This window comes from Actinomycetes bacterium (assembly GCA_036000965.1).
GTDB lineage: Bacteria > Actinomycetota > CALGFH01 > CALGFH01 > CALGFH01 > DASYUT01.
The window spans coordinates 1-18,056 of the sequence record DASYUT010000057.1; the positions used below are offsets into that span (position 1 = coordinate 1).

Here is an 18,056-nt window from a genome sequence, read left to right on the forward strand (position 1 = left end):
TGGAAGGCATCAACTCGCTGGTGCAGGCCGCCAAGCGCCGCGCCCGCGGCTACCGCAACAAGCAGAACCTGATCGCGATGGTCTACCTGATCGCTGGCCGACTTGACTTCTCACCCACCCACACAAACTAGCGAAGAGCCACCTGCGGCACACCTGCGCGTCGCTGCTGATCGCCCAGGGCGCGAGCGTGAAGGCCATGCAGGCGCAGCTCGGCCACGCGACCGCGAGCATCACCCTGGACACCTACGGGCACCTGTTCCCGTCCGAGATGGAGGCGCTAGCCGACCGCCTGGAGCAGACGCGCGCAACAGCGCTCGCCACCCGAGCGCAGATCCCACGCGGACTCACCGTCGTCCCGCTCAGCGAAACCGCTGGTAGCTGAACCAGGGACCTCATCCTTATCAGCGGTCTTCGGCTCCCGGTTAGGACTTGGGACAAGCTTCGCCGTGGACGGATACCAGCTGCTCAGGGCGCACTTCCACGCAACAACCGTCAGCGGACATACGCGCGAGTGCCCATTGCTGCCGATCTCGTAGCCGCTGGTCGTGAGCGTTTCGCCAGGTGAGGTAGCGGCAGATCATGCCGGTCTATTCGGCATGGCTGGCATGGCGGTGAGGGTGCGCAACGCAGCGAGTGCCCCTGATCCGCGCGACTAGGTGATGAGGTCCAGCAGCGCCAGACACCCCTCTCTGCCGGGCCTCCTGGGCTTTCTTATGTGCAGCAGGATAGGTTGGCGGAGCTGTTGGCAGGAAGCAAGCTGCCGGTAAGCTGCCGGTAAGCTGCCTTGACGGGCGTCGTGCGGCGGCGTGATCCTGGCCTGGCGGTGGGGCGCTTGTTCCTGCGGATGGTGGGGATGCCGCTGTGTGCTGGAGTAGGCGTGAGCGCAGGCGGGTGTTCAGACGAGGACTTCGGCGAGGACACGAAAGGTTGGTCGCGTGAAGTTTACAAAGGTAATTATCACGCGGATTGTCCCAGTCCTGCTGGTAGCCGGCTTGTTCGTCGCCGTCCCGGCCAGTCCGGCCAGCGCGGGCACACGGACACCCCGTCTCTGCGACAGCTACTACGACGGGGTTTGGAAGCTGGACTTCTGCTCGGGCGGCTGGTATGACGGTGACGGGCATGCCCGCGCAGTGGTGGACATGCACACCTACCACTGGCAGTATTGTCCGAGTATTCGCTCGAACTGCTGGCTGGACTCCCAGTCGCAGTCCATCACGATGAACACTTCCGAAGTCCAGTACCTTTCCACCGCCGATTGGACCCGTTACTTCTTCTGGGGGCAGAACCAGACGGATAAATGCAGGGTCAATAGTCCAACGGGCACGGTGGCATGCTCCGTCGCCAACGTGGTCCGCGTCACCTTCTATAGTAAGCTTTTTACCAAAAACCCCGGCTATTGGTACGTTAATAGGGTCGAGTATGTGTCGTGGCGTGATGCCAGCGGCCAAGCGCACGGCACCTGGGTAGACCTTTGGTCGCCGGTGTTCTAGCCTGGTCAAGGCGCACCGGCCGCAAGGTCCTCTCGGGTCGAGACTCATTCACGCATTATCCCCACAAGGACACCATTTTGCGATCCGCAAAGTCATCAACAGGGCAAAGGTTTGCCTGGCACGCTACTAGCCTCGATATTTCACGAACGGCACCGAGGGGCCTGCTGACCTGCGACGATGGTGGTGAGAGCCCGTACCCTTTGGTGATGGCCTGGGTGGAGGGAAGCGCGTGCATCGTCGCAGGTCAGCGACGGTGTCGGGTGCCTTTTGATGGCTTTGTCCGACTCTTCATGAAATATCGAGGCTAGGTGGAGGGGATCGACGGCCAGCGGATGGCGATGACGGTGGAGTCCTCCTCGGCTTGCCAAGAGTGATCGATCCGGCCCCATACCATGTAGTCGCCTTCGTCCTCGAGCGTGACCGACCCCACCGATAGCGCCAGATGGAATCGGCCCCCGAGACCACACAAGCGCAACGGTCCTGATCGCCCAGGGCGTGAGCGTGAAGGGTGTGCAGGCGCAGCTCGGTCACGCGACCGCGAGCATGACACCTACGGGCACGTGTCCAGTCCGAGATGGAGGCGCTAGCCGACCACCTGGAGCAGACGCGGGCAGCCGCGCTCGCCACTCCCGTGCGGACCCCATGCGGACCCCATGCGGACCCACCGACGTCCGGCTCAGCGAAACCGCTGGTAGCTGACGCGGAGGAGGTGGGATTCGAACCCACGGGACCCTTCCGGGTCCGGCGACTTTCAAGGTCGCTGCCTTCGACCGCTCGGCCACTCCTCCGCGTCGAGTCTACTTGGCGAGCGGGATGACGTCGGCGCCCAGGTACGGCTGGAGCGCGGCGGGCACCCGCACCGAGCCGTCGGCCTGCTGGTGGTTCTCGAGCAGGGCGATGATCGTCCGGCCGACCGCCACAGCGGTGCCGTTGAGCGTGTGGACCGGGCGGTTGCCGTCCGCCTCCCTGACCCGGCAGTTGATGCGCCGGGCCTGGTAGTCGGTGCAGTTCGAGGTCGAGGTCAGCTCGCGCCAGGTCCCCTGGGACGGGATCCACGCCTCGCAGTCGTACTTCTTGGCCGCCGAGGCCCCCAGGTCGCCCGCTGCGATGTTGACCACCCTGTAGGGGATCTCCAGGGCAGCGAGGATCTCCTCCTCGCGGGCGAGCAGGAACTCGTGCTCATCCCGGGACGCCTCGGGCACAACGAACGACACCATCTCGACCTTGTCGAACTGGTGGACCCGGAAGATGCCGCGGGTGTCCTTGCCGTAGGAGCCCGCCTCGCGCCGGAAGCATGACGAGAAGCCGGCGTACCGGCGGGGCAGGGTGCCCCGGTCGAGGATCTCGTCGGCGTGGTAGCTGACCAGCGGCACCTCCGAGGTGCCGACGAGGTAGAGGTCGTCGTCGGCGACGCGGTAGAGCTGCTGCTCGTCGGTTGGCAGGAAGCCGGTCCCGTACATCGCCTCCCGCCGCACCAGCACGGGCGGGATGACCGGGGTGAAGCCGGCCCCGGTGAGGCGGTCCATGGCGAAGCGGACCAGCGCGAGCTCGAGCATCGCCCCCGGGCCGGTGAGGTAGCCGAAGCGCGCGCCCGAGACCTTGGCCGCCCGGACCGTGTCGATGGCGCCCAGCAGCTCGCCCAGCTCGACGTGGTCGCGCACCTGGAAGTCGAAGGTGGGCGGCTCGCCGCTGCGCCGGAGCTCGACCGCGTCGTCCTCGCCTCCATCGGGGACCGAGGGGTCGGGCAGGTTCGGCACCCGGGCCTGGGTGCCGGCCAGCTCGGCCTCGACCGCACGCAGGCGGGCCTCGACCTCGTCGATCCGCGCGGCCAGCCCCTTCAGCCCGGCCAGGACGGCGGGGCGCTCCTCGGGAGCGGCCTTGGCCACGTCCTTGCCCCGCCGCTTCTGCTCCGACCGCAGGGCGTCGACCTCGGTGACCAGGGTGCGCCTGCTCGCGTCGAGCTCCAGCAGGCGGTCCACCAGGTCGCCGACGCCGGGGCCGCGCCGGGCCAGGGCCGCGCGCACGCGGTCGGGGTCTTCACGGACGAGCTTGAGATCGAGCACCTTGGGTCCCTCCGGTACCTACACGTGGCCTGCCGGCGGCGGCAAGCGCGAGCCGGTCCGACCGAGCGATCATCGCGCTGCGGACGCGCGTGGTCGACAGGATATCGGGACCGCTACAGGCGGATGGTGACCGCACCCGCCTTCCTGCCCATGGCGGCGGCGACGGCGGTCGCCTCCTCTTCGGAGAGACCGTGTTCGGAGAGATCGTGGGCCGAGCGGAAGCAAGGGGATGGAGAAAAGCGGCGCGATTGTACAATGCTGGGTTGCTGCATCAAGGCGGCGTCGAACGTTCCTGGGACGCCCCGGCCCGAGGCATACCGATGACCACGCCCTGCTCCTTCGCCTACTTCGACTGCTTCGCCGGCATCGCCGGCGACATGGCACTCGGCGCGCTGCTCGACGCCGGCGGCTCCCCGAAGGCGCTGCGGGCCGGGCTCGAGGGGCTCGCGCTCGACCCCTTCCAGCTCGAAGTGGCCACGGTGGAGCGCGGCGGCATCGGTGCCACTCAGGTCAAGGTGCACGCCGGCCGCTCGAGCGTCGTGCGCACCTGGGCGAACCTGCGGGCCATGCTGGGCCAGGCCGACCTGCCCGAACCGGTGCGGGCCCGGGCCCTGGCCACCTTCGAGCGGCTGGCCGAGGCCGAGGGGCGGGTCCACCGCAAGCCTCCCGACCAGGTCCACTTCCACGAGGTCGGTGCGGTGGACGCGGTCGTCGACGTGGTCGGGACCGCGCTGCTCCTGCACGACCTCGGGGTCCGCGAGATGTGGGCGTCGGCGGTGGCCACCGGCAGCGGCCGGGTCCGGGGCGGGCACGGGCTCCTGCCGGTGCCCGGGCCGGCCGTGCTCGAACTGCTGCGGGGGGCTCCGGTCTACTCGGGCGGCATCTCGGCCGAGCTCACCACCCCGACGGGGGCAGCCATCCTGGCCGCCGGGGCGACCCGCTTCACGGACCTGCCGCCGATGCGGGTGGCCCGGGTCGGCTACGGCGCGGGCAGCCGCCAGCACGGCGAGCTGCCGAACGTGCTGCGGGTAGTGCTCGGGGAGCGCATGCGCGACGGCGCGGCGAGCGACGGGGGGATCGTGCTCGAGGCCAACATCGACGACATGACCCCCGAGCTGGTCCCGTGGGTGCTCGACCGGCTGCTGTCGGCCGGCGCGGCCGACGTCTGGTTCACCCCGATCCACATGAAGAAGGGCCGGCCCGGCATCACGCTGTCAGTGCTCTGCCCGCCCGGGGCAGACGCGCGCCTGCGCGAGCTGCTGTGGCGGGAGACTTCCACGCTCGGGGTACGCGGCGTGCCCGTCCGCAAGTGGGTGCTGGAGCGCCAGCTGGTCGAGGTCAGCCTGTTCGGCGGCAAGGTCCGGGTGAAGCTCGGGCTCGACGACGGCCGGGTGGTGAACGTCGCCCCGGAGTTCGCCGACTGCGCCCGGCTGGCGGTCGAGGCCCAGCGCCCCCTCAAGGAGGTCATTGCCAGGGCCCAGGCCCTGGCCCTGGCCGACGTGGACGCGCGGGACGAAGACCGAGCCGGGCGCTGAGCCAGCAGGCACCCGGAGCCCGCGGGACCGCGACGAGGACCGAGCTGGACGCTGAGCCAGCAGGCACCCGGAGCCGCGGGACCGGGGACGAGGACCGAGCCGGGCGCTCGGCCAGCAGCGGGCGCCCGGAGCCGCGGGACGAGGTGCGCCCGCTCAGGCGGTCCCGACGGGTTCCCGGCCGGGGCTCTGCAGCCAGGGGGTGCGCAACTCGAACAGCTCGAGGCTCTCCATGTAGCTGCGCACCATGCCGAGCTGGACTGCCTTGTCGACCGGCATCTCGCGCTCGGCGGCCCGGACCGCCCGCTCGGAGGTGAAATAGGTGATCTCGGTGAACCAGCCGCCCTCGTCGTGGTGGGCGACGGTCACCCCGAGCACGTGTCCTTCGTCCAGCAGCCCCCGCTCCACCTCGCTCTGCAGGGCAGCGAGCCTCCTTGCGTCGATGACCTTGGCCTGCACGACCCGGACGAACCCGGCCTTGTCGGAGTCGCCGCCCTTGATGGCGCGGACGATCGGGCACCGGTGCACCCGCGGCGGGCCGCCGAGCCGCTTCTCCACCGACGCCCGCCAGGCGGCCACCTCCGGCCGCTCGTCGTTGGCGGTCGCCGACGCCTGGTCGTCGAAGCGGAAGACGGCGACCAGCTGGTTGCCGTCGGCGACCCCGGCGGTCAGCCCGAGCCAGCCGGGCGCGGCCGCGCCGAGCTGCCCGCCCCAGCGATCGAACTCCTGCCGCACGCCGGCGGCATCGTTGACTCGTCCCTGCATGACCTGGATGAACATGCCACCCCATCCCCCCCTGCGACCAGATTGTCCGGCTCAAGCTACTCGACGCGCCTGGCAAGTCAAGTAGGACAATCCGGCAAATGGCCAGCTCATGCCTTTGGCATCGTCTCAGGCGGGGTCCACGACCTCCGGCGACCGCCTTCGGCGACTCGGACCCGGGGCCCGCGCTCAGGCGCGCAACCCGGTCAGCGGCGGATCCCGTCGCACCCGGCCTGGGCCTCGTGGGCTCCAGGCGAGCTGGCCTCACGCGCTTCAGGCGAGCGGGGCCTCGTGGGCTTCAGGCGAGCGGGGCCTCGCGGGCTCCAGGCGAGCGGGCCTCACGCGCTTCAGGCGAGGACCGGGGCTCGCGCGCTCCAGGCGACCGGGGCTCGCGCGCTCCAGGCCAGGACCGGGCCTCGCGGCGCATGCGCAGGCCGATGATGCCCAGGGCGACCGCGAAGGCGACCGAGACCAGGGCCAGAGCGGTGTGCACGAGCTTGAAGCCGAGGCTGTGGGCCGGGTCGCTGGCGATGTTCCAGATCCGGGTCGTCCAGACCCAGAGCGTCCAGGCGGACGCGGCGAGCAGGACGGCGGCGCGTCCACGGGTGGCCCTCATGCCGCCATGCTACCGGCCCGGCGCCGGCTACGACGGCAGGCCGAGGGTGCGCGCGACGTTGGTCTTGAGGATCTCGCTCGTCCCCTCGTACAGGCGCATCCCGCGGACGAACCGGGCCCAGCGCTCGATGCCCATCTCGGTCATGTAGCCGTTGCCGCCGAACACCTGGATGGCACGGTCGGCGACCCGGCCGACCATCTCGGTGGCGACGTACTTGGCCAGCGCGCCCTGCTGGCGGCCGTCGGCTCCCCGGTCGATGGCGTCGGCCATCTGGTACACGAGCAGGCGGGCCTGCGTCAGCTCGGCCAGGGTGTCGACGACCATCCCCTGGACGTACTGGTTGGCGCCGATCTTGCGGCCGAACGCCTCGCGGACCTTGGCGTACTCGAGCATGCGGTCGTACAGGTGCTGGGCGGTGCCGAGCGCCATCGACGCGATCGAGATCCGGCCGCCGTTGATCCACTTCATGGCCGAGTAGAAGCCGTAGCCCTCCTTGCCGAGGACGGCGTCGTCGCCGACCCGGCAGTCGGTGAAGACCAGCTCGGCCTGGTTCTCGTCGTACATCGTCCGCTGCCTGCGGCCGACCTCGAAACCGGGGGTGTCGGCGTCGACCAGGAAGCAGGTGATGCCGCCTTTGGCCCCGAGGCCCGGCTCCGTGACCGCGAACAGGATCACGTAGTCGGCCTGGGCGCCGTGGGTGATGAAGTGCTTGCGCCCGTTGATCACCCAGCCGCCGTCGACCCGCTCGGCCCGGGTGCGGATCCTGGTCGCGTCGGAGCCGGCGTCGGGCTCGGTGAGCGCGAAGCAGGCCTCCCGCTCGGCCCGCATCGTCGGCTGGAGGTACCGCTCCTGCTGGGCCGGCGTGCCGTCGAGCAGGATGGGCGTCGGGCCCTCGACGCTGGGCAGCACGCCGCCGGCCATGGACAGCAGCAGGCCGTGCCGGTGGCACTCCTCCATGCACAGGGCCAGGCCGAGGTGGCCGACGCCGGCCCCGCCGCACGACTCGGGCATGAACAGGGTGTAGAAGCCCTCGGCGGCCGAGCGCTTGCGCAGCGCCTTGCGCTCCTGCTCGAACGCGATGAACGTGCCCGTCTCGCCGATCTCCTGCGCGTACATCGCCTCCTTGGGCGCCACCTCACGCTGGATGAACGAGCGGACCGCCGCGCGCAACGCGACCAGCTCCTCGGGGAGTTGCACGACACTCATGGACACCCTCGCTCTCGTCCGTCAGCCGCGGCTGGGCTCGCCTGAAGCGCGCAAGGCCCACTCCGGGTGAGGCGCGCAAGGTCAATGTAGCCGCCCAGGCAGCGGCGCGACAGTGCCGGCGCCGTGGCCCCTGGCGCAGCTTGTGACAGGCGCTTCCCGGGCCGATACCGTGTGCCCATGTCCTGGAAGGCGAAGATCGCGCTGGCGATGGCGGTAGCCCTCCCCAGCGTCGTGCTCCGGGTGACCGGCACCCACCTCGAAGACGTGCCGGCCCTGCTGGTGTTCGGCGGCGCGGTGGTGACGGCCGCGTTCCTGCTGGCGTGGGCAGCGGAGGCGGCCGAGGTCGACATCTCGGGCAACCTGGCCGTGGCCATCCTGGCCCTGATCGCGGTCCTGCCCGAGTTCGCCGTCGACCTGTACTTCGCCTTCACCGCCGGGAGCAAGCCGCACTACGCCGCCTACGCGGCGGCCAACATGACCGGCAGCAACCGCCTCCTGATCGGCTTCGGCTGGTCGATGGCGGCCCTGGTGTTCATCCTGGGCGCCAGGCGCCGAGGCGAGCGGGTCAAGGGCGAGCGGATCAGGGAGGTCGTGCTCGAGCCCCAGCGCCGCATCGAGCTGGGATTCCTGGGTCTGGCCTCTATCTACGCCGTGGTGATCCCCCTGACCCGGCAGATCGGTTGGTACGACTCGGTCGTGCTGGTCGGCCTGTTCGCCATCTACATGTGGCGGGTGAGCAAGACCCCGCACGACCAACCAGACCTGATCGGCGTGCCGGAGCGGATCGCCGAGCAGCCCAAGGGCCGGCGCCGCACGATCGTGGTCGGCCTGTTCGTGTTCGCCGCCGGCGTCGTGCTCGCGGCGGCCGAGCCGTTCGCGGAGGCGCTGATCGGCACCGGCAAGGCCCTCGGCATCGACGAGTTCCTGCTCGTCCAGTGGCTTGCCCCCCTCGCCTCGGAAGCGCCCGAGCTACTGGTAGCCGCCATGTTCGCCTTCCGCGGCAAGGGCGACAAGGGCGTCGGCACCCTGCTCTCGGCCGAGGTCAACCAGTGGACGCTGCTGGTGGGGATGATCCCGATAGCCTTCCTCCTCGGCGGGGGCGGCGGGCCGCTGCCGCTCGACCCGCGCCAGCACGCCGAGTTCATCCTCACCAGCGCCCAGGCCGTGCTCGGGTTCGCCGTGCTGTCGAACCTGCGCTTCCGGTTCTGGGAGGCGCTCACCATGCTCGGCCTGTTCGCCGTCCAGTTCTTCGTCCCGAGCCCGACCGCCCGGATGGTCCTCGCCGCCGTCTACGTCGTCATCGCCCTCGGCATGCTGGTGGCGTACCGGCGCCACCTCCCGGGGATCGGCCGCTGCGTCTGGCGGATCGGCGCGGAGCAGGAGCAGACGCGGGAGAGCGCCTCCGAGCGAGGCTGACCGGCCCACCGCGGGATCCGCCCGACCATGGCACGGGGGCCGTGGGGGGAGCGAGCTCCCCCCACATCGACCGAGGACTCCAGCTAGCTGAGCTGCCGGTGACCTTCGTCGGACACGCGTCATGGCCACGCGTCAGCAGACCCGCCGGCCGTCCTGGAAGACCGCAACAACCTGGCCCAGCGCGCGGACGTCGGCGACCGCGTCGCCGTGCACGGCGAGGACGTCGGCCCGGCTGCCCTCGCGCAGCATGCCCCGGTCGGGCACGCCGAGCAGGTCGGCGGCCTCGGCGGTGGCCGCGCGGACTGCGGCCAGGGGGTCGAGCCCGTGCTCCACCATGAACCCGACCTCGCCGGCGACGCCGCCATGAGGGTTGTCGGGCGTGCCGGCGTCGGTGCCGGCCACCACCTTGACCCCAGCCTTCACCGCTGCCCGGAACGACGTGGCCTGGGCCTCGGCGGCCGGCCGGGCCCGGTCCTTGATCCAGCCGGGCACGCCCGGGCCGGTCAGGATGCCGTGCGGGGCCGAGAAGGTCGGCGTGTAGCGCGCCCCGGTGGCCAGGAACCCGTCGATCGCCGCCTCGTCCAGGAACATCCCGTGCTCGATGGAGTCCACGCCCGCCCGCAGGGCCGCGACCACCCCGCCCTCCCCGATCGCGTGGGCGGCCACCCGGAGCCCGAGCCGGTGCGCCTCCTCGACCAGGGCGTCGAGCTCGGCCTGGGTGTACGCGGCCTTCCGGGGGTCGATCCCCTTGGTGAGCACCCCGCCGGTGGCCACCACCTTGATGCAGGCCGCGCCCATGGCCGCGTTCTCGCGGACCGCGTGCCGCATCGCGTCCACCCCGTCGGACACGCGGCCCAGGTACGGGATGTGGCCGCCGGTCATGGTGACCGCCGGTCCCGAGGCGACCACCCGCGGTCCGGGAAGCTCCCCCGCCTCGACGGCCCGCCCCACCGCGATCGCCTCGCCGCCGGGCGCGCCGAGGTCGCGCACGAGGGTCACCCCGTGCTCCAGCTGGCGGCGCGCGTTGGCCACCGCGCTCACCGTCCGGGCTGCCTCCCCCTCCGGGATGCCGGCCGCCAGGTCCGGCTTGCCGCTGGCCACCAGGTGCACGTGCACGTCGACGAGGCCGGGGAGCAGCGTGCAGCCGGGCAGGTCGAGCACTGGGACACGGCCGCCGGCAGCCTCCGGGGGCAGTGCCGAGGCCGGTCCGGCGTAGGCGATCAGGCCGCCGTCGAGCCAGAGGGCGGCGTCCCCCACGGGAGCAGCCCCGGTGCCGTCGACCAGGCGCGGGGCTCGCAGGACCATGGGGCCAGGGGCGTTCGTGGCTGGCATCGCTGCCTCCAACGAGGATCGGTGGGGTACCGCTTGAGCCTAAGCCCGGGGGTCGCCCACCGGGACGGACCGCCACCGGGACGGACCGCCACCGGGGACACCGCCCACCGAGGGGGACCGCCCACCTGGACGGACCACCCACCGGGACGGACCGCCCACCCCCGGGGCACCGCCGGCGGGAAGGACCGCCTGGCGGGCAGCGGAGAGCCCCGCGGCGGGGCCGGGCTGGCCTGGGTGCCGGCGGGGCTTCGGGTGGGCGAAGGGGGACTTGAACCCCCACGTCCTTGCGGACACAGGAACCTGAATCCTGCGCGTCTGCCAATTCCGCCACTCGCCCTGGCGAACGGAGCGGCATTGTAGCACGGGCCCCGTCGCAGGCCGCCAGGAGAATACCTGGTCACAGGCGGATCGCAGAATGACGACCGGCCGAACTGGGAACAGGACCCTACGGTAGACTGCCGGTTCGGTGGCAATCGTCCACCCCGCTGCCACCTGACCGCTGTCTGGACACGAGGGAGTGGCTTCCGCCGACCCATGGGCATCCTGCGTGACTTCGAACAGCGCCTCGAGGGCGCTGTCGAAGGCCTGTTCGCCCGAGCCTTCCGCTCGGGGGTGCAGCCGGTCGAGCTGGGCAAACGGCTCGTCCGGGCGGTCGAGGACGGGCGCACGGTCGGCGTCAGCCGGGTCTACGTGCCCAACGTCTACACCTACGAGCTGTCGCCGGCCGACCGGGAGCGCTTCAGCGACTACGAGCACGCGCTCGCCGCCGAGCTGGCCGCCCTGGCCGTGCAGACCGCGCGGGACAACGACTGGGCCATGCTGGGCCCCGCCCGCATCGAGTTCGAGACCGGCGAGGCTCTGGCCGAGGGCCGCTTCCGGGTGGCCGGCCGGGTCGAGGCCGACCCCAGCCGGGCCGATCCCACGGGCGCCCCGGACGGCGGCGGGGGCGCACCGGTGGGGCCGCACACCGCCATGCTCCCCGGGCAGAGCCCGGCGCCCAAGGTGCGCGCCCCGGCCAGCCTGGTGCTGTTGTCCGGCCGCCAGGAGGTGCAGGTCTACCCGCTGGCCGGCGCGGCGCTGTCGATCGGCCGCTCCGAGCGGTCCGACATCTCCCTCGCCGACCCGGGCGTCTCACGCAACCATGCCCGGATCGTCCGCGAGGGTGACGACTTCATCGTCGAGGACCTACAGTCCACCAACGGGACCGAGGTGAACGGCCAGCCCGTACGGCGCCGGCGTCTGGCCAACGGGGACGTGGTGAAGCTGGCAAACTCCACCCTGCAGTTCCGACGGGAGAGCTGATGCCGCCGATCTTCCTGCTCGCGGTCAAGATCGCCTTCCTGGCCATCCTGTACCTGTTCGTGGCCAGGGCGATCCGGGCCGTCGTGCTCGACGTGTTCGGGCCACGGGCCCGGCGGCGGCGTGCGCCCCGGGCGGGGCCCGCGCGGCCGACCCCGCCCCGGCCGGCGCCCAGCCGTCCGGCCCGTCGCCTCCCCCGCGAGCTCGTCGTGGCCGACGCCGGGGGCAAGCGCACCGTCCCGCTCAAGGACTCGATCACCGTGGGCAGGGCCGCAACCTGCGACCTGGTGGTGAGCGACACCTACGTGTCCAGCGTGCACGCCCGCATCTTCGTCAAGGACGGCTCGTACTGGCTCGAGGACCTGGGCTCGACCAACGGCACCTACATGAACCGGGCCAAGGTGACCGTGCCCACCGCGGTGGGGCCGGGCGACGAGATCCGGATCGGGAAGGCCACCTTGGAGCTGCGCCGCTGATGGGCCTTCGACGAGGAGCCGCCACCGACCGGGGCCGGATGCGCGAGGGCAACGAGGACAGCTACCTGGCCCTCGGGCCGCTGTCCGCGGTCGCCGACGGCATGGGCGGCCACCGGGCCGGCGAGGTCGCCAGCGCGACCGCCATGGACCAGCTCCGCACCCTCCGCGACGGCGGTCCCTGGGAGGACGACCGGGCGGCCGGCGAGGCCCTCAAGCGCGCGGTGGCCGAGGCCAACCGGCGGATCAGGGACCTGGCAGCCAGCGACAAGGCGCTCGAGGGCATGGGCACGACCCTGACCGCCCTGCTGGAGGACGGGGACTCGGTGCACCTCGCCCACGTGGGCGACTCGCGCGCCTACCTGCTCCGCCACAGCGAGCTGTCGAGTCTCACCGAGGACCACACCCTGGTCCAGGAGCTGGTCCGCCAGGGACGGCTGCGGCCCGAGGACGCCGAGCGCCACCCGCAGCGCAGCATCATCACGCGCGCGCTCGGGGTCGACCGTGACGTCGAGATCGACACCGCCACCTACAAGATCGTCCCTGGCGACCGCCTCCTGCTCTGCACCGACGGCCTCTCCGCGGTGGTCGACCAGACCCGGATCCGCAACGTCCTGCTCCGCACCCCCGACCCCCAGCAGGCGGCCGACAAGCTGGTGGCCATGGCCAACGATGCCGGCGGGCCGGACAACATCACCGTCATCGTGCTCGACGCCGACGGGGCGGTGGCCACCACCACCGAGCCCACCGGCGACCTGGCCGTCGAGGACGCCGGGGCCGGGCACGATCCCGACGATGCCATGGTCACCGGCCTGCGCCGCGTCGGCCCAGGCGCCGGGGGACGGGCCCGGGTGGAACCGGGCCGGGCCGCGGCTGGTCCGCGCCGGCGGCGGGGCAGGCGCGTGCTCACGGCCCTGCTCGTGCTGGCCGCCCTGGCCGGGATCGTGGTGGCCGGACGGGCGCTGGTGCTCAGCCGCTACTGGGTCGGGTTCCACGGCGACCGGGTGGCGGTGTTCCGGGGCGTCCCCGGCGAGGTGGCCGGCCTCAGCTTCTCCCGCCTGGTCCAAGACACCGAGGTCACCCGGGCCCAGGTCCCTCCCGCCTATGCCTCCGACCTCGACAACGGCATCGAGGCCAGGGACCGCGAGGACGCCTTCCGCATCGCCAGGTGCGCCCCCTTTGTGTACAAGGGCTGCCCGGCCGACGGCACGGTGACCACCACCACGACCGCCGTACCGACCTCCACGGCGCCGCCCACGACCGTCCGGACCACCACCACGAGGACGGCGGGCTGACGGTGGAGTCGCGCCGCAACGTCGAGCTGACCCTGCTCCTGCTCGCCCTCGTGCTCTCGGTGGGCGGCTACATCGTGGTCGGCCTGGTCGCCGACAACACGGTCCCGGCCGGCAGCCTCGGCTACGGCGCCACCCTGGCCGTCCTGTTCATCGGCGCGCACCTCGTGCTGCGCTGGCAGGCGCCCCAGGCGGACCCGCTCCTGCTGCCCGGCGCGGCCCTGCTCAACGGGCTCGGTCTGGTCATGGTGCGGCGGCTGGACTACGCGGCCGTGCTGCGCAAGGGCGGGTACCCGCAGGCACCTTCCCAGGCCCTGTGGACCGTGCTCGGCCTGACCGTCTTCGCCGCCGTGATCGTGCTGGTCCGCGACCACCGGGTGCTGGACCGCTACCGCTACACCTGGCTGCTGCTCGGCCTGTTCCTGCTCGTGCTGCCCGCGGTCCCGGGCGTCGGCCAGGAGATCAACGGCGCCCGGCTCTGGGTCAGGATCGGGCCGTTCAACGGCCAGCCCGCCGAGCTGGCCAAGATCGCGCTGGTGGTGTTCCTCGCCGCCTACCTGGCCGAGCGGAAGGAGCTGCTGGCCACGGCGACCTACCGCGTCGGCCCACTGCTGCTGCCCGAGATCAAGTACTTCATGCCCATGCTGATGGCCTGGGGCGTCAGCCTGTTCGTCCTGTTCTTCGAGAAGGACCTCGGCTCGAGCCTGCTGTTCTTCGGGGTGTTCGTGGCCCTGCTCTACGTGGCCACCGGGCGCTTCTCCTACGTCGCGGCGGGACTCGGCCTGTTCATGGGCGGCGCATTCGTCGCCTACCAGCTCTTCGCCCACGTGCAGGTCCGGGTGGCGACCTGGCTGCACGTCTGGGACTACTACGACGGCAGGGGCTTCCAGCTCGCGCAGGGGCTGTTCGCGCTGGCCACCGGCGGGATCCTCGGGGAGGGCTGGAACCAGGGCCAGCCCAACCTGATCCCGTTCGCCTCGACCGACTTCGTGTTCGACGCCTTCGGGGAGGAGCTCGGCCTGCTCGGGGTGACCGCCATGCTGCTCGTCTACCTGCTGATGGTGTTCCGCGGCTTCCGGGTCGCCCTCGCCGCCAGCGACGACTTCGGCAAGCTGCTGGGACTGGGCCTGGTGGTCAGCTTCTCGCTACAGGTGTTCGTGATCGTCGGGGGAGTCACCCGACTCATCCCGCTGACCGGCATCACCCTCCCGTTCGTCAGCTACGGGGGGTCGAGCCTGGTGGCCAACTACGCCCTGATCGCTCTCCTGTGCCGCATCTCGAGCGAGTCCACCCCGGCGCCCGCCCGCAGCAGGACGGGGCCGGGCCCGGCCGACGCCGCCGAGAGCGGGGAACTGACGGTGGTCCGGTGAACCGCCAGATCCGCCGGGTGGCCGCCGTGGTCCTGTGCGCCTTCGTCGCCCTGCTCGCGGCCCCGTTCTACTGGCAGGTGCTGGCCGCCGAACGGCTCACCAACGACCCTCGCAACGCGCGCACGCTGATCAAGGAGTACTCGATCCAGCGGGGCAAGATGGTGGTGAGCGGCGAGCCGGTGGCCGAGTCGGTGCCAACGCCCGACAAGCTGAAGTACAAGCGGGTCTACCCCCAGGGGCCCCGCTACGGCATGGTCACCGGCTTCTACTCGCTGGTGTTCGGCCGCACCCTGGCCGAGGAGCGGTTCAACTCCTTCCTGCTCGGCCAGGCTCCCGAGCAGTTCGCGCAGAACCTCTCCGACCTGCTCACGGCCAACGACACGCCGGGCGGGACGCTGACCCTCACGCTCGACCCGGCCGCCCAGGAGGCCGCCGAGCGAGCGCTCGGCAAGAGCAAGGGCGCCGTGGCCGCGATCGACTTCCGCACCGGCAACGTGGTCGCCATCACCACCTTCCCCCGCTACGACCCGAACGACCTCTCCGGCCACGACCCGGCCCGGATCCGGTCGGCCTGGAAGCGGCTCAACGAGGACCCGGACGCCCCGCTGCTCAACCGCGCGGCGGGCGGCCTCTACCCGCCCGGGTCCACCTTCAAGGTGGTCACCGCGGCAGCCGCCCTCGAGAACGGCGTCACCACCAGCCAGCAGCTCCCCAAGCGCCTCACCTACGTCCCGCCCCAGACCAGGCGGCCGATCAACAACTTCGGCGGCCAGCCCTGCCGCAGCGCCCAGCCCGACACCATCACCCTGCCCGAGGCGCTCACCGTGTCCTGCAACACCGCCTTCGCCGAGCTGGGCGTCAAGCTCGGGGCCGACAAGCTGGTGGCCGAGGCCGAGAAGTTCGGGCTCAACGCCGGCCTCGAGTACCAGCTCCCGGCCGCGGTGAGCATGATCCCGCGCGAGCTCGACCCGCCGGCCACCGCCCAGAGCGCGATCGGCCAGCGCGACGTCCGGGTCACGCCGCTGCAGATGGCGTCGATCGCGGCGACCATCGCCAACGGCGGCAAGCGCATGGCCCCGCATGTGGTCAGCCAGGTCGTGGCCAACGACGGCAAGGTGGTCAAGACCTTCCGGCCCGACTCCCTCGGCCAGGTCATCCCCGGCGACGTGGCCGGCGCGCTGCAGCAGATGATGTTCTCGGTGGTCGAGGAGGGGACGGCCCCGGGCGCGCAGATCGAGGGCCTCCGGGTGGGTGGCAAGACCGGCACCGCCCAGAACGCCCCGGGCAAGGCTCCGCACGCCTGGTTCATCGGGTTCACCTCCCGGGGCGAGAAGTCGATCGCGGTCGCCGTGATCATCGAGAACGGCGGCAACGCCGGCAACGAGGCCACCGGCGGCCGGGTCGCGGCCCCGGTGGCCAGGGCCGTGATGGAGGCGTACCTGAGGTCGGCCCAGTGACCCGGCGGGCGCACCCGGAGCCTCGCCCTGGGGAGGAGGCTGCGCCAGTGACTCCGGCGGGCGCACCCGGAGCCTCACCTGGGGAGGAGGCTGCGCCAAGCACCCCGGCGGGCGCACCCGGAGCCTCGCCCGGGGGGAGGCCGCGCCGGTGAGCGCCGTGCTGCTCGGGGACCGCTACCGGCTCGGCGACCCGATCGCGACCGGCGGCATGGGCACCGTGTACCGGGCGGTCGACCAGGTGCTGGGCCGCCCCGTGGCGGTCAAGGTGCTCAAGCGGGAGCTGGCCGAGGACGCCACCTTCCTGGAGCGGTTCCGGCGAGAAGCGCGCGCCGCGGCCGGGCTCTCCCACCCCAACGTGGCCGGCGTGTACGACTACAGCGAGCTGGACGACCAGGCGTTCATCGTCATGGAGCTGGTCGAGGGCGAGACCCTGGCGGCGCGGATCGCGCGGGTCGGCCCGCTGCCCTGGCCGGAGGCGTTCGCGATCGGCGAGCAGGTCGCGCGCGCCCTGGCCGCCGCCCACGCGCGCGGCCTGGTCCACCGGGACGTGAAGCCGGCCAACGTCCTGCTCGGGGGCGAGCAGGCCGGCCCCGGCCCGGCCGGGACCGGCGAGGTGGTCAAGGTGACCGACTTCGGGATCGCCCAGGCCGCTCAGGCCGCCACCCTGACCCGCACCGGCGTCGTGCTCGGCAGCGCCAACTACGTGGCCCCGGAGCAGGCCCAGGGCGGCCACGTCGGACCTGCGGCCGACCAGTACTCCCTCGGCTGCATGCTGTTCGAGATGGTCACCGACCAGACGCCGTACACGGGCGCCAACGCGGTCGCCATCGCCGCCCAGCACGTGGCCGCGCCGGTCCCCAACCCCCGCGACCGCCGGGCCGACCTGCCCGGCCCGGCCGCCGCGATCATCATGAAGGCGATGCACAAGGAGCCGGAGCGCCGCTTCGCCTCCGCCGCCACCATGGCCGACGTGCTCGCCGAGGCCCGGGACCCGACCGGGCAGGCGCCCGGGGAGTCCACCGCCGTGCTGCCGCCCGTGCCACCGGTGCCACCGGTGCCGGCGGGAGGCCCGGTCCGGTCAGCCGCGACCGACGTCCCGCGCCGGGCCGGCTCCTACCCGGGTCCTGGCTCCTACCGGGGTTCCCGACCCTACCGAGGTTCCCGACCCTACCGAGGTTCCCGGCTCCTGTCCCTGAGGCGGGCCCGGACCGGGACGTGGGTGCGCGCCGTGGTGGCCGTGGCCGGGGCCGCCCTGGTCCTGCTGGCCTGGGTGTCGCTCCGGGCCGCGCGCGACCACCAGGCCACCCCGACCGAGCGCGCCGGCACTCCGACCAGGCCGACGACCGGGGCGCCGGGCAGGGTGCGCCTGCCCGACGTGCGCCGGCGGGACGTTGGCCAGGCAACCGCCACCCTGAAGAGCCTGGGGCTCAAGGTCCGCGTCTCGCGTCGGAAGGGCACCGTGATCGACATGCGCCCGCGACCGGGTAGATTGGTGCCCAAAGGGTCGACGGTCAGCCTCCTCGTGGCCAAGGGCCAGGGTGACGGGCGCGGCGGCGACCAGAACAAAGACAAGGGCGGCTGATGGCGACGACTCCGCATGTGCTCATCGACCGGTATGAGGTGGGCCGGTTGTTGGGGGCTGGTGGGATGGCTGAGGTGTTTGAGGGTCGGGACCGGCTGCTGGCGCGGCGGGTGGCGATCAAGGTGCTGCTGGCCCAGTACGCCCGCGACCCGGCGTTTCTGATCCG

16 protein-coding genes and 2 tRNA genes are annotated in these 18,056 nt (G+C 71.9%); 11 read left to right on the forward strand and 7 right to left on the reverse strand.

All coding sequences use genetic code 11. The features are described 5' to 3' along the window. From VG276_04240 to VG276_04250, 3 genes are all read left to right on the forward strand, one after another. The coding region (locus VG276_04240; protein HEV8648614.1) for a transposase at positions 1 to 131 on the forward strand (131 nt) is incomplete at its 5' end. An 11-nt stretch (positions 132 to 142) separates the two neighbouring features. Continuing rightward, a complete protein-coding gene (locus tag VG276_04245; GenBank protein ID HEV8648615.1) occupies positions 143 to 382 on the forward strand; it encodes a tyrosine-type recombinase/integrase in 240 nt (79 codons plus the stop codon). Between the two features lie 553 nt (positions 383 to 935). Next, on the forward strand, positions 936 to 1,490 hold the full coding sequence (locus tag VG276_04250; protein ID HEV8648616.1) for a hypothetical protein: 555 nt from the start codon (positions 936 to 938) through the stop codon (positions 1,488 to 1,490). A 701-nt stretch (positions 1,491 to 2,191) separates the two neighbouring features. Here the strand turns inward: VG276_04250 and VG276_04255 are convergent. Further along, positions 2,192 to 2,278: transfer RNA gene (locus tag VG276_04255), tRNA-Ser, on the reverse strand. A gap of 9 nt (positions 2,279 to 2,287) precedes the next feature. Continuing rightward, positions 2,288 to 3,553, reverse strand: coding sequence for a serine--tRNA ligase (gene serS, locus VG276_04260; protein ID HEV8648617.1), 1,266 nt, complete (start codon positions 3,551 to 3,553; stop codon positions 2,288 to 2,290). A 320-nt stretch (positions 3,554 to 3,873) separates the two neighbouring features. On the opposite strand from serS, the gene larC reads away from it, so the two are divergent. Next, complete coding sequence (larC, locus tag VG276_04265) at positions 3,874 to 5,088, forward strand: nickel pincer cofactor biosynthesis protein LarC (GenBank protein HEV8648618.1); 1,215 nt, start codon at positions 3,874 to 3,876, stop codon at positions 5,086 to 5,088. Positions 5,089 to 5,241: 153 nt separating this feature from the next. Here larC and VG276_04270 read toward each other — a convergent pair whose 3' ends face one another. The 3 genes from VG276_04270 to VG276_04280 all read right to left on the reverse strand — a co-directional run bounded on the left by VG276_04270 (position 5,242) and on the right by VG276_04280 (position 7,669). Beyond that, entirely contained in the window at positions 5,242 to 5,865 is a 624-nt protein-coding gene (locus VG276_04270) for a hypothetical protein (GenBank protein ID HEV8648619.1), read from the reverse strand. 280 nt (positions 5,866 to 6,145) lie between these two features. Next, positions 6,146 to 6,463 (reverse strand): hypothetical protein, encoded by a 318-nt coding sequence (locus VG276_04275; GenBank protein HEV8648620.1) that lies wholly within the window; start codon positions 6,461 to 6,463, stop codon positions 6,146 to 6,148. A gap of 27 nt (positions 6,464 to 6,490) precedes the next feature. After that, positions 6,491 to 7,669 (reverse strand): acyl-CoA dehydrogenase family protein, encoded by a 1,179-nt coding sequence (locus tag VG276_04280; protein HEV8648621.1) that lies wholly within the window; start codon positions 7,667 to 7,669, stop codon positions 6,491 to 6,493. 177 nt (positions 7,670 to 7,846) lie between these two features. On the opposite strand from VG276_04280, the gene VG276_04285 reads away from it, so the two are divergent. Beyond that, on the forward strand, positions 7,847 to 9,085 hold the full coding sequence (locus VG276_04285; GenBank protein HEV8648622.1) for a sodium:proton exchanger: 1,239 nt from the start codon (positions 7,847 to 7,849) through the stop codon (positions 9,083 to 9,085). 132 nt (positions 9,086 to 9,217) lie between these two features. Here the strand turns inward: VG276_04285 and VG276_04290 are convergent, their stop codons facing one another. Continuing rightward, positions 9,218 to 10,417, reverse strand: a complete 1,200-nt coding sequence (locus VG276_04290) for an amidohydrolase family protein (GenBank protein HEV8648623.1) — start codon at positions 10,415 to 10,417, stop codon at positions 9,218 to 9,220. Between the two features lie 253 nt (positions 10,418 to 10,670). Next, positions 10,671 to 10,754: transfer RNA gene (locus tag VG276_04295), tRNA-Leu, on the reverse strand. A gap of 197 nt (positions 10,755 to 10,951) precedes the next feature. On the opposite strand from VG276_04295, the gene VG276_04300 reads away from it, so the two are divergent. From VG276_04300 to VG276_04325, 6 genes are all read left to right on the forward strand, one after another. Continuing rightward, positions 10,952 to 11,719, forward strand: coding sequence for a DUF3662 and FHA domain-containing protein (locus VG276_04300; GenBank protein HEV8648624.1), 768 nt, complete (start codon positions 10,952 to 10,954; stop codon positions 11,717 to 11,719). Further along, positions 11,719 to 12,192, forward strand: coding sequence for an FHA domain-containing protein (locus tag VG276_04305; GenBank protein HEV8648625.1), 474 nt, complete (start codon positions 11,719 to 11,721; stop codon positions 12,190 to 12,192). The genes VG276_04300 and VG276_04305 overlap by 1 nt, the downstream gene beginning before the upstream one ends. Next, complete coding sequence (locus VG276_04310; protein HEV8648626.1) at positions 12,192 to 13,484, forward strand: Stp1/IreP family PP2C-type Ser/Thr phosphatase; 1,293 nt, start codon at positions 12,192 to 12,194, stop codon at positions 13,482 to 13,484. The genes VG276_04305 and VG276_04310 overlap by 1 nt, the downstream gene beginning before the upstream one ends. A 2-nt stretch (positions 13,485 to 13,486) precedes the next feature. Beyond that, a complete protein-coding gene (locus tag VG276_04315; protein ID HEV8648627.1) occupies positions 13,487 to 14,851 on the forward strand; it encodes an FtsW/RodA/SpoVE family cell cycle protein in 1,365 nt (454 codons plus the stop codon). After that, positions 14,848 to 16,308 (forward strand): penicillin-binding transpeptidase domain-containing protein, encoded by a 1,461-nt coding sequence (locus tag VG276_04320; GenBank protein HEV8648628.1) that lies wholly within the window; start codon positions 14,848 to 14,850, stop codon positions 16,306 to 16,308. The genes VG276_04315 and VG276_04320 overlap by 4 nt, the downstream gene beginning before the upstream one ends. Positions 16,309 to 16,456: 148 nt before the next feature. Continuing rightward, the gene (locus VG276_04325) at positions 16,457 to 17,890 is read left to right on the forward strand and encodes a protein kinase (GenBank protein ID HEV8648629.1); all 1,434 of its coding nucleotides are present in this window, start codon (positions 16,457 to 16,459) and stop codon (positions 17,888 to 17,890) included. The last annotated feature ends 166 nt before the right edge of the window (positions 17,891 to 18,056 follow it).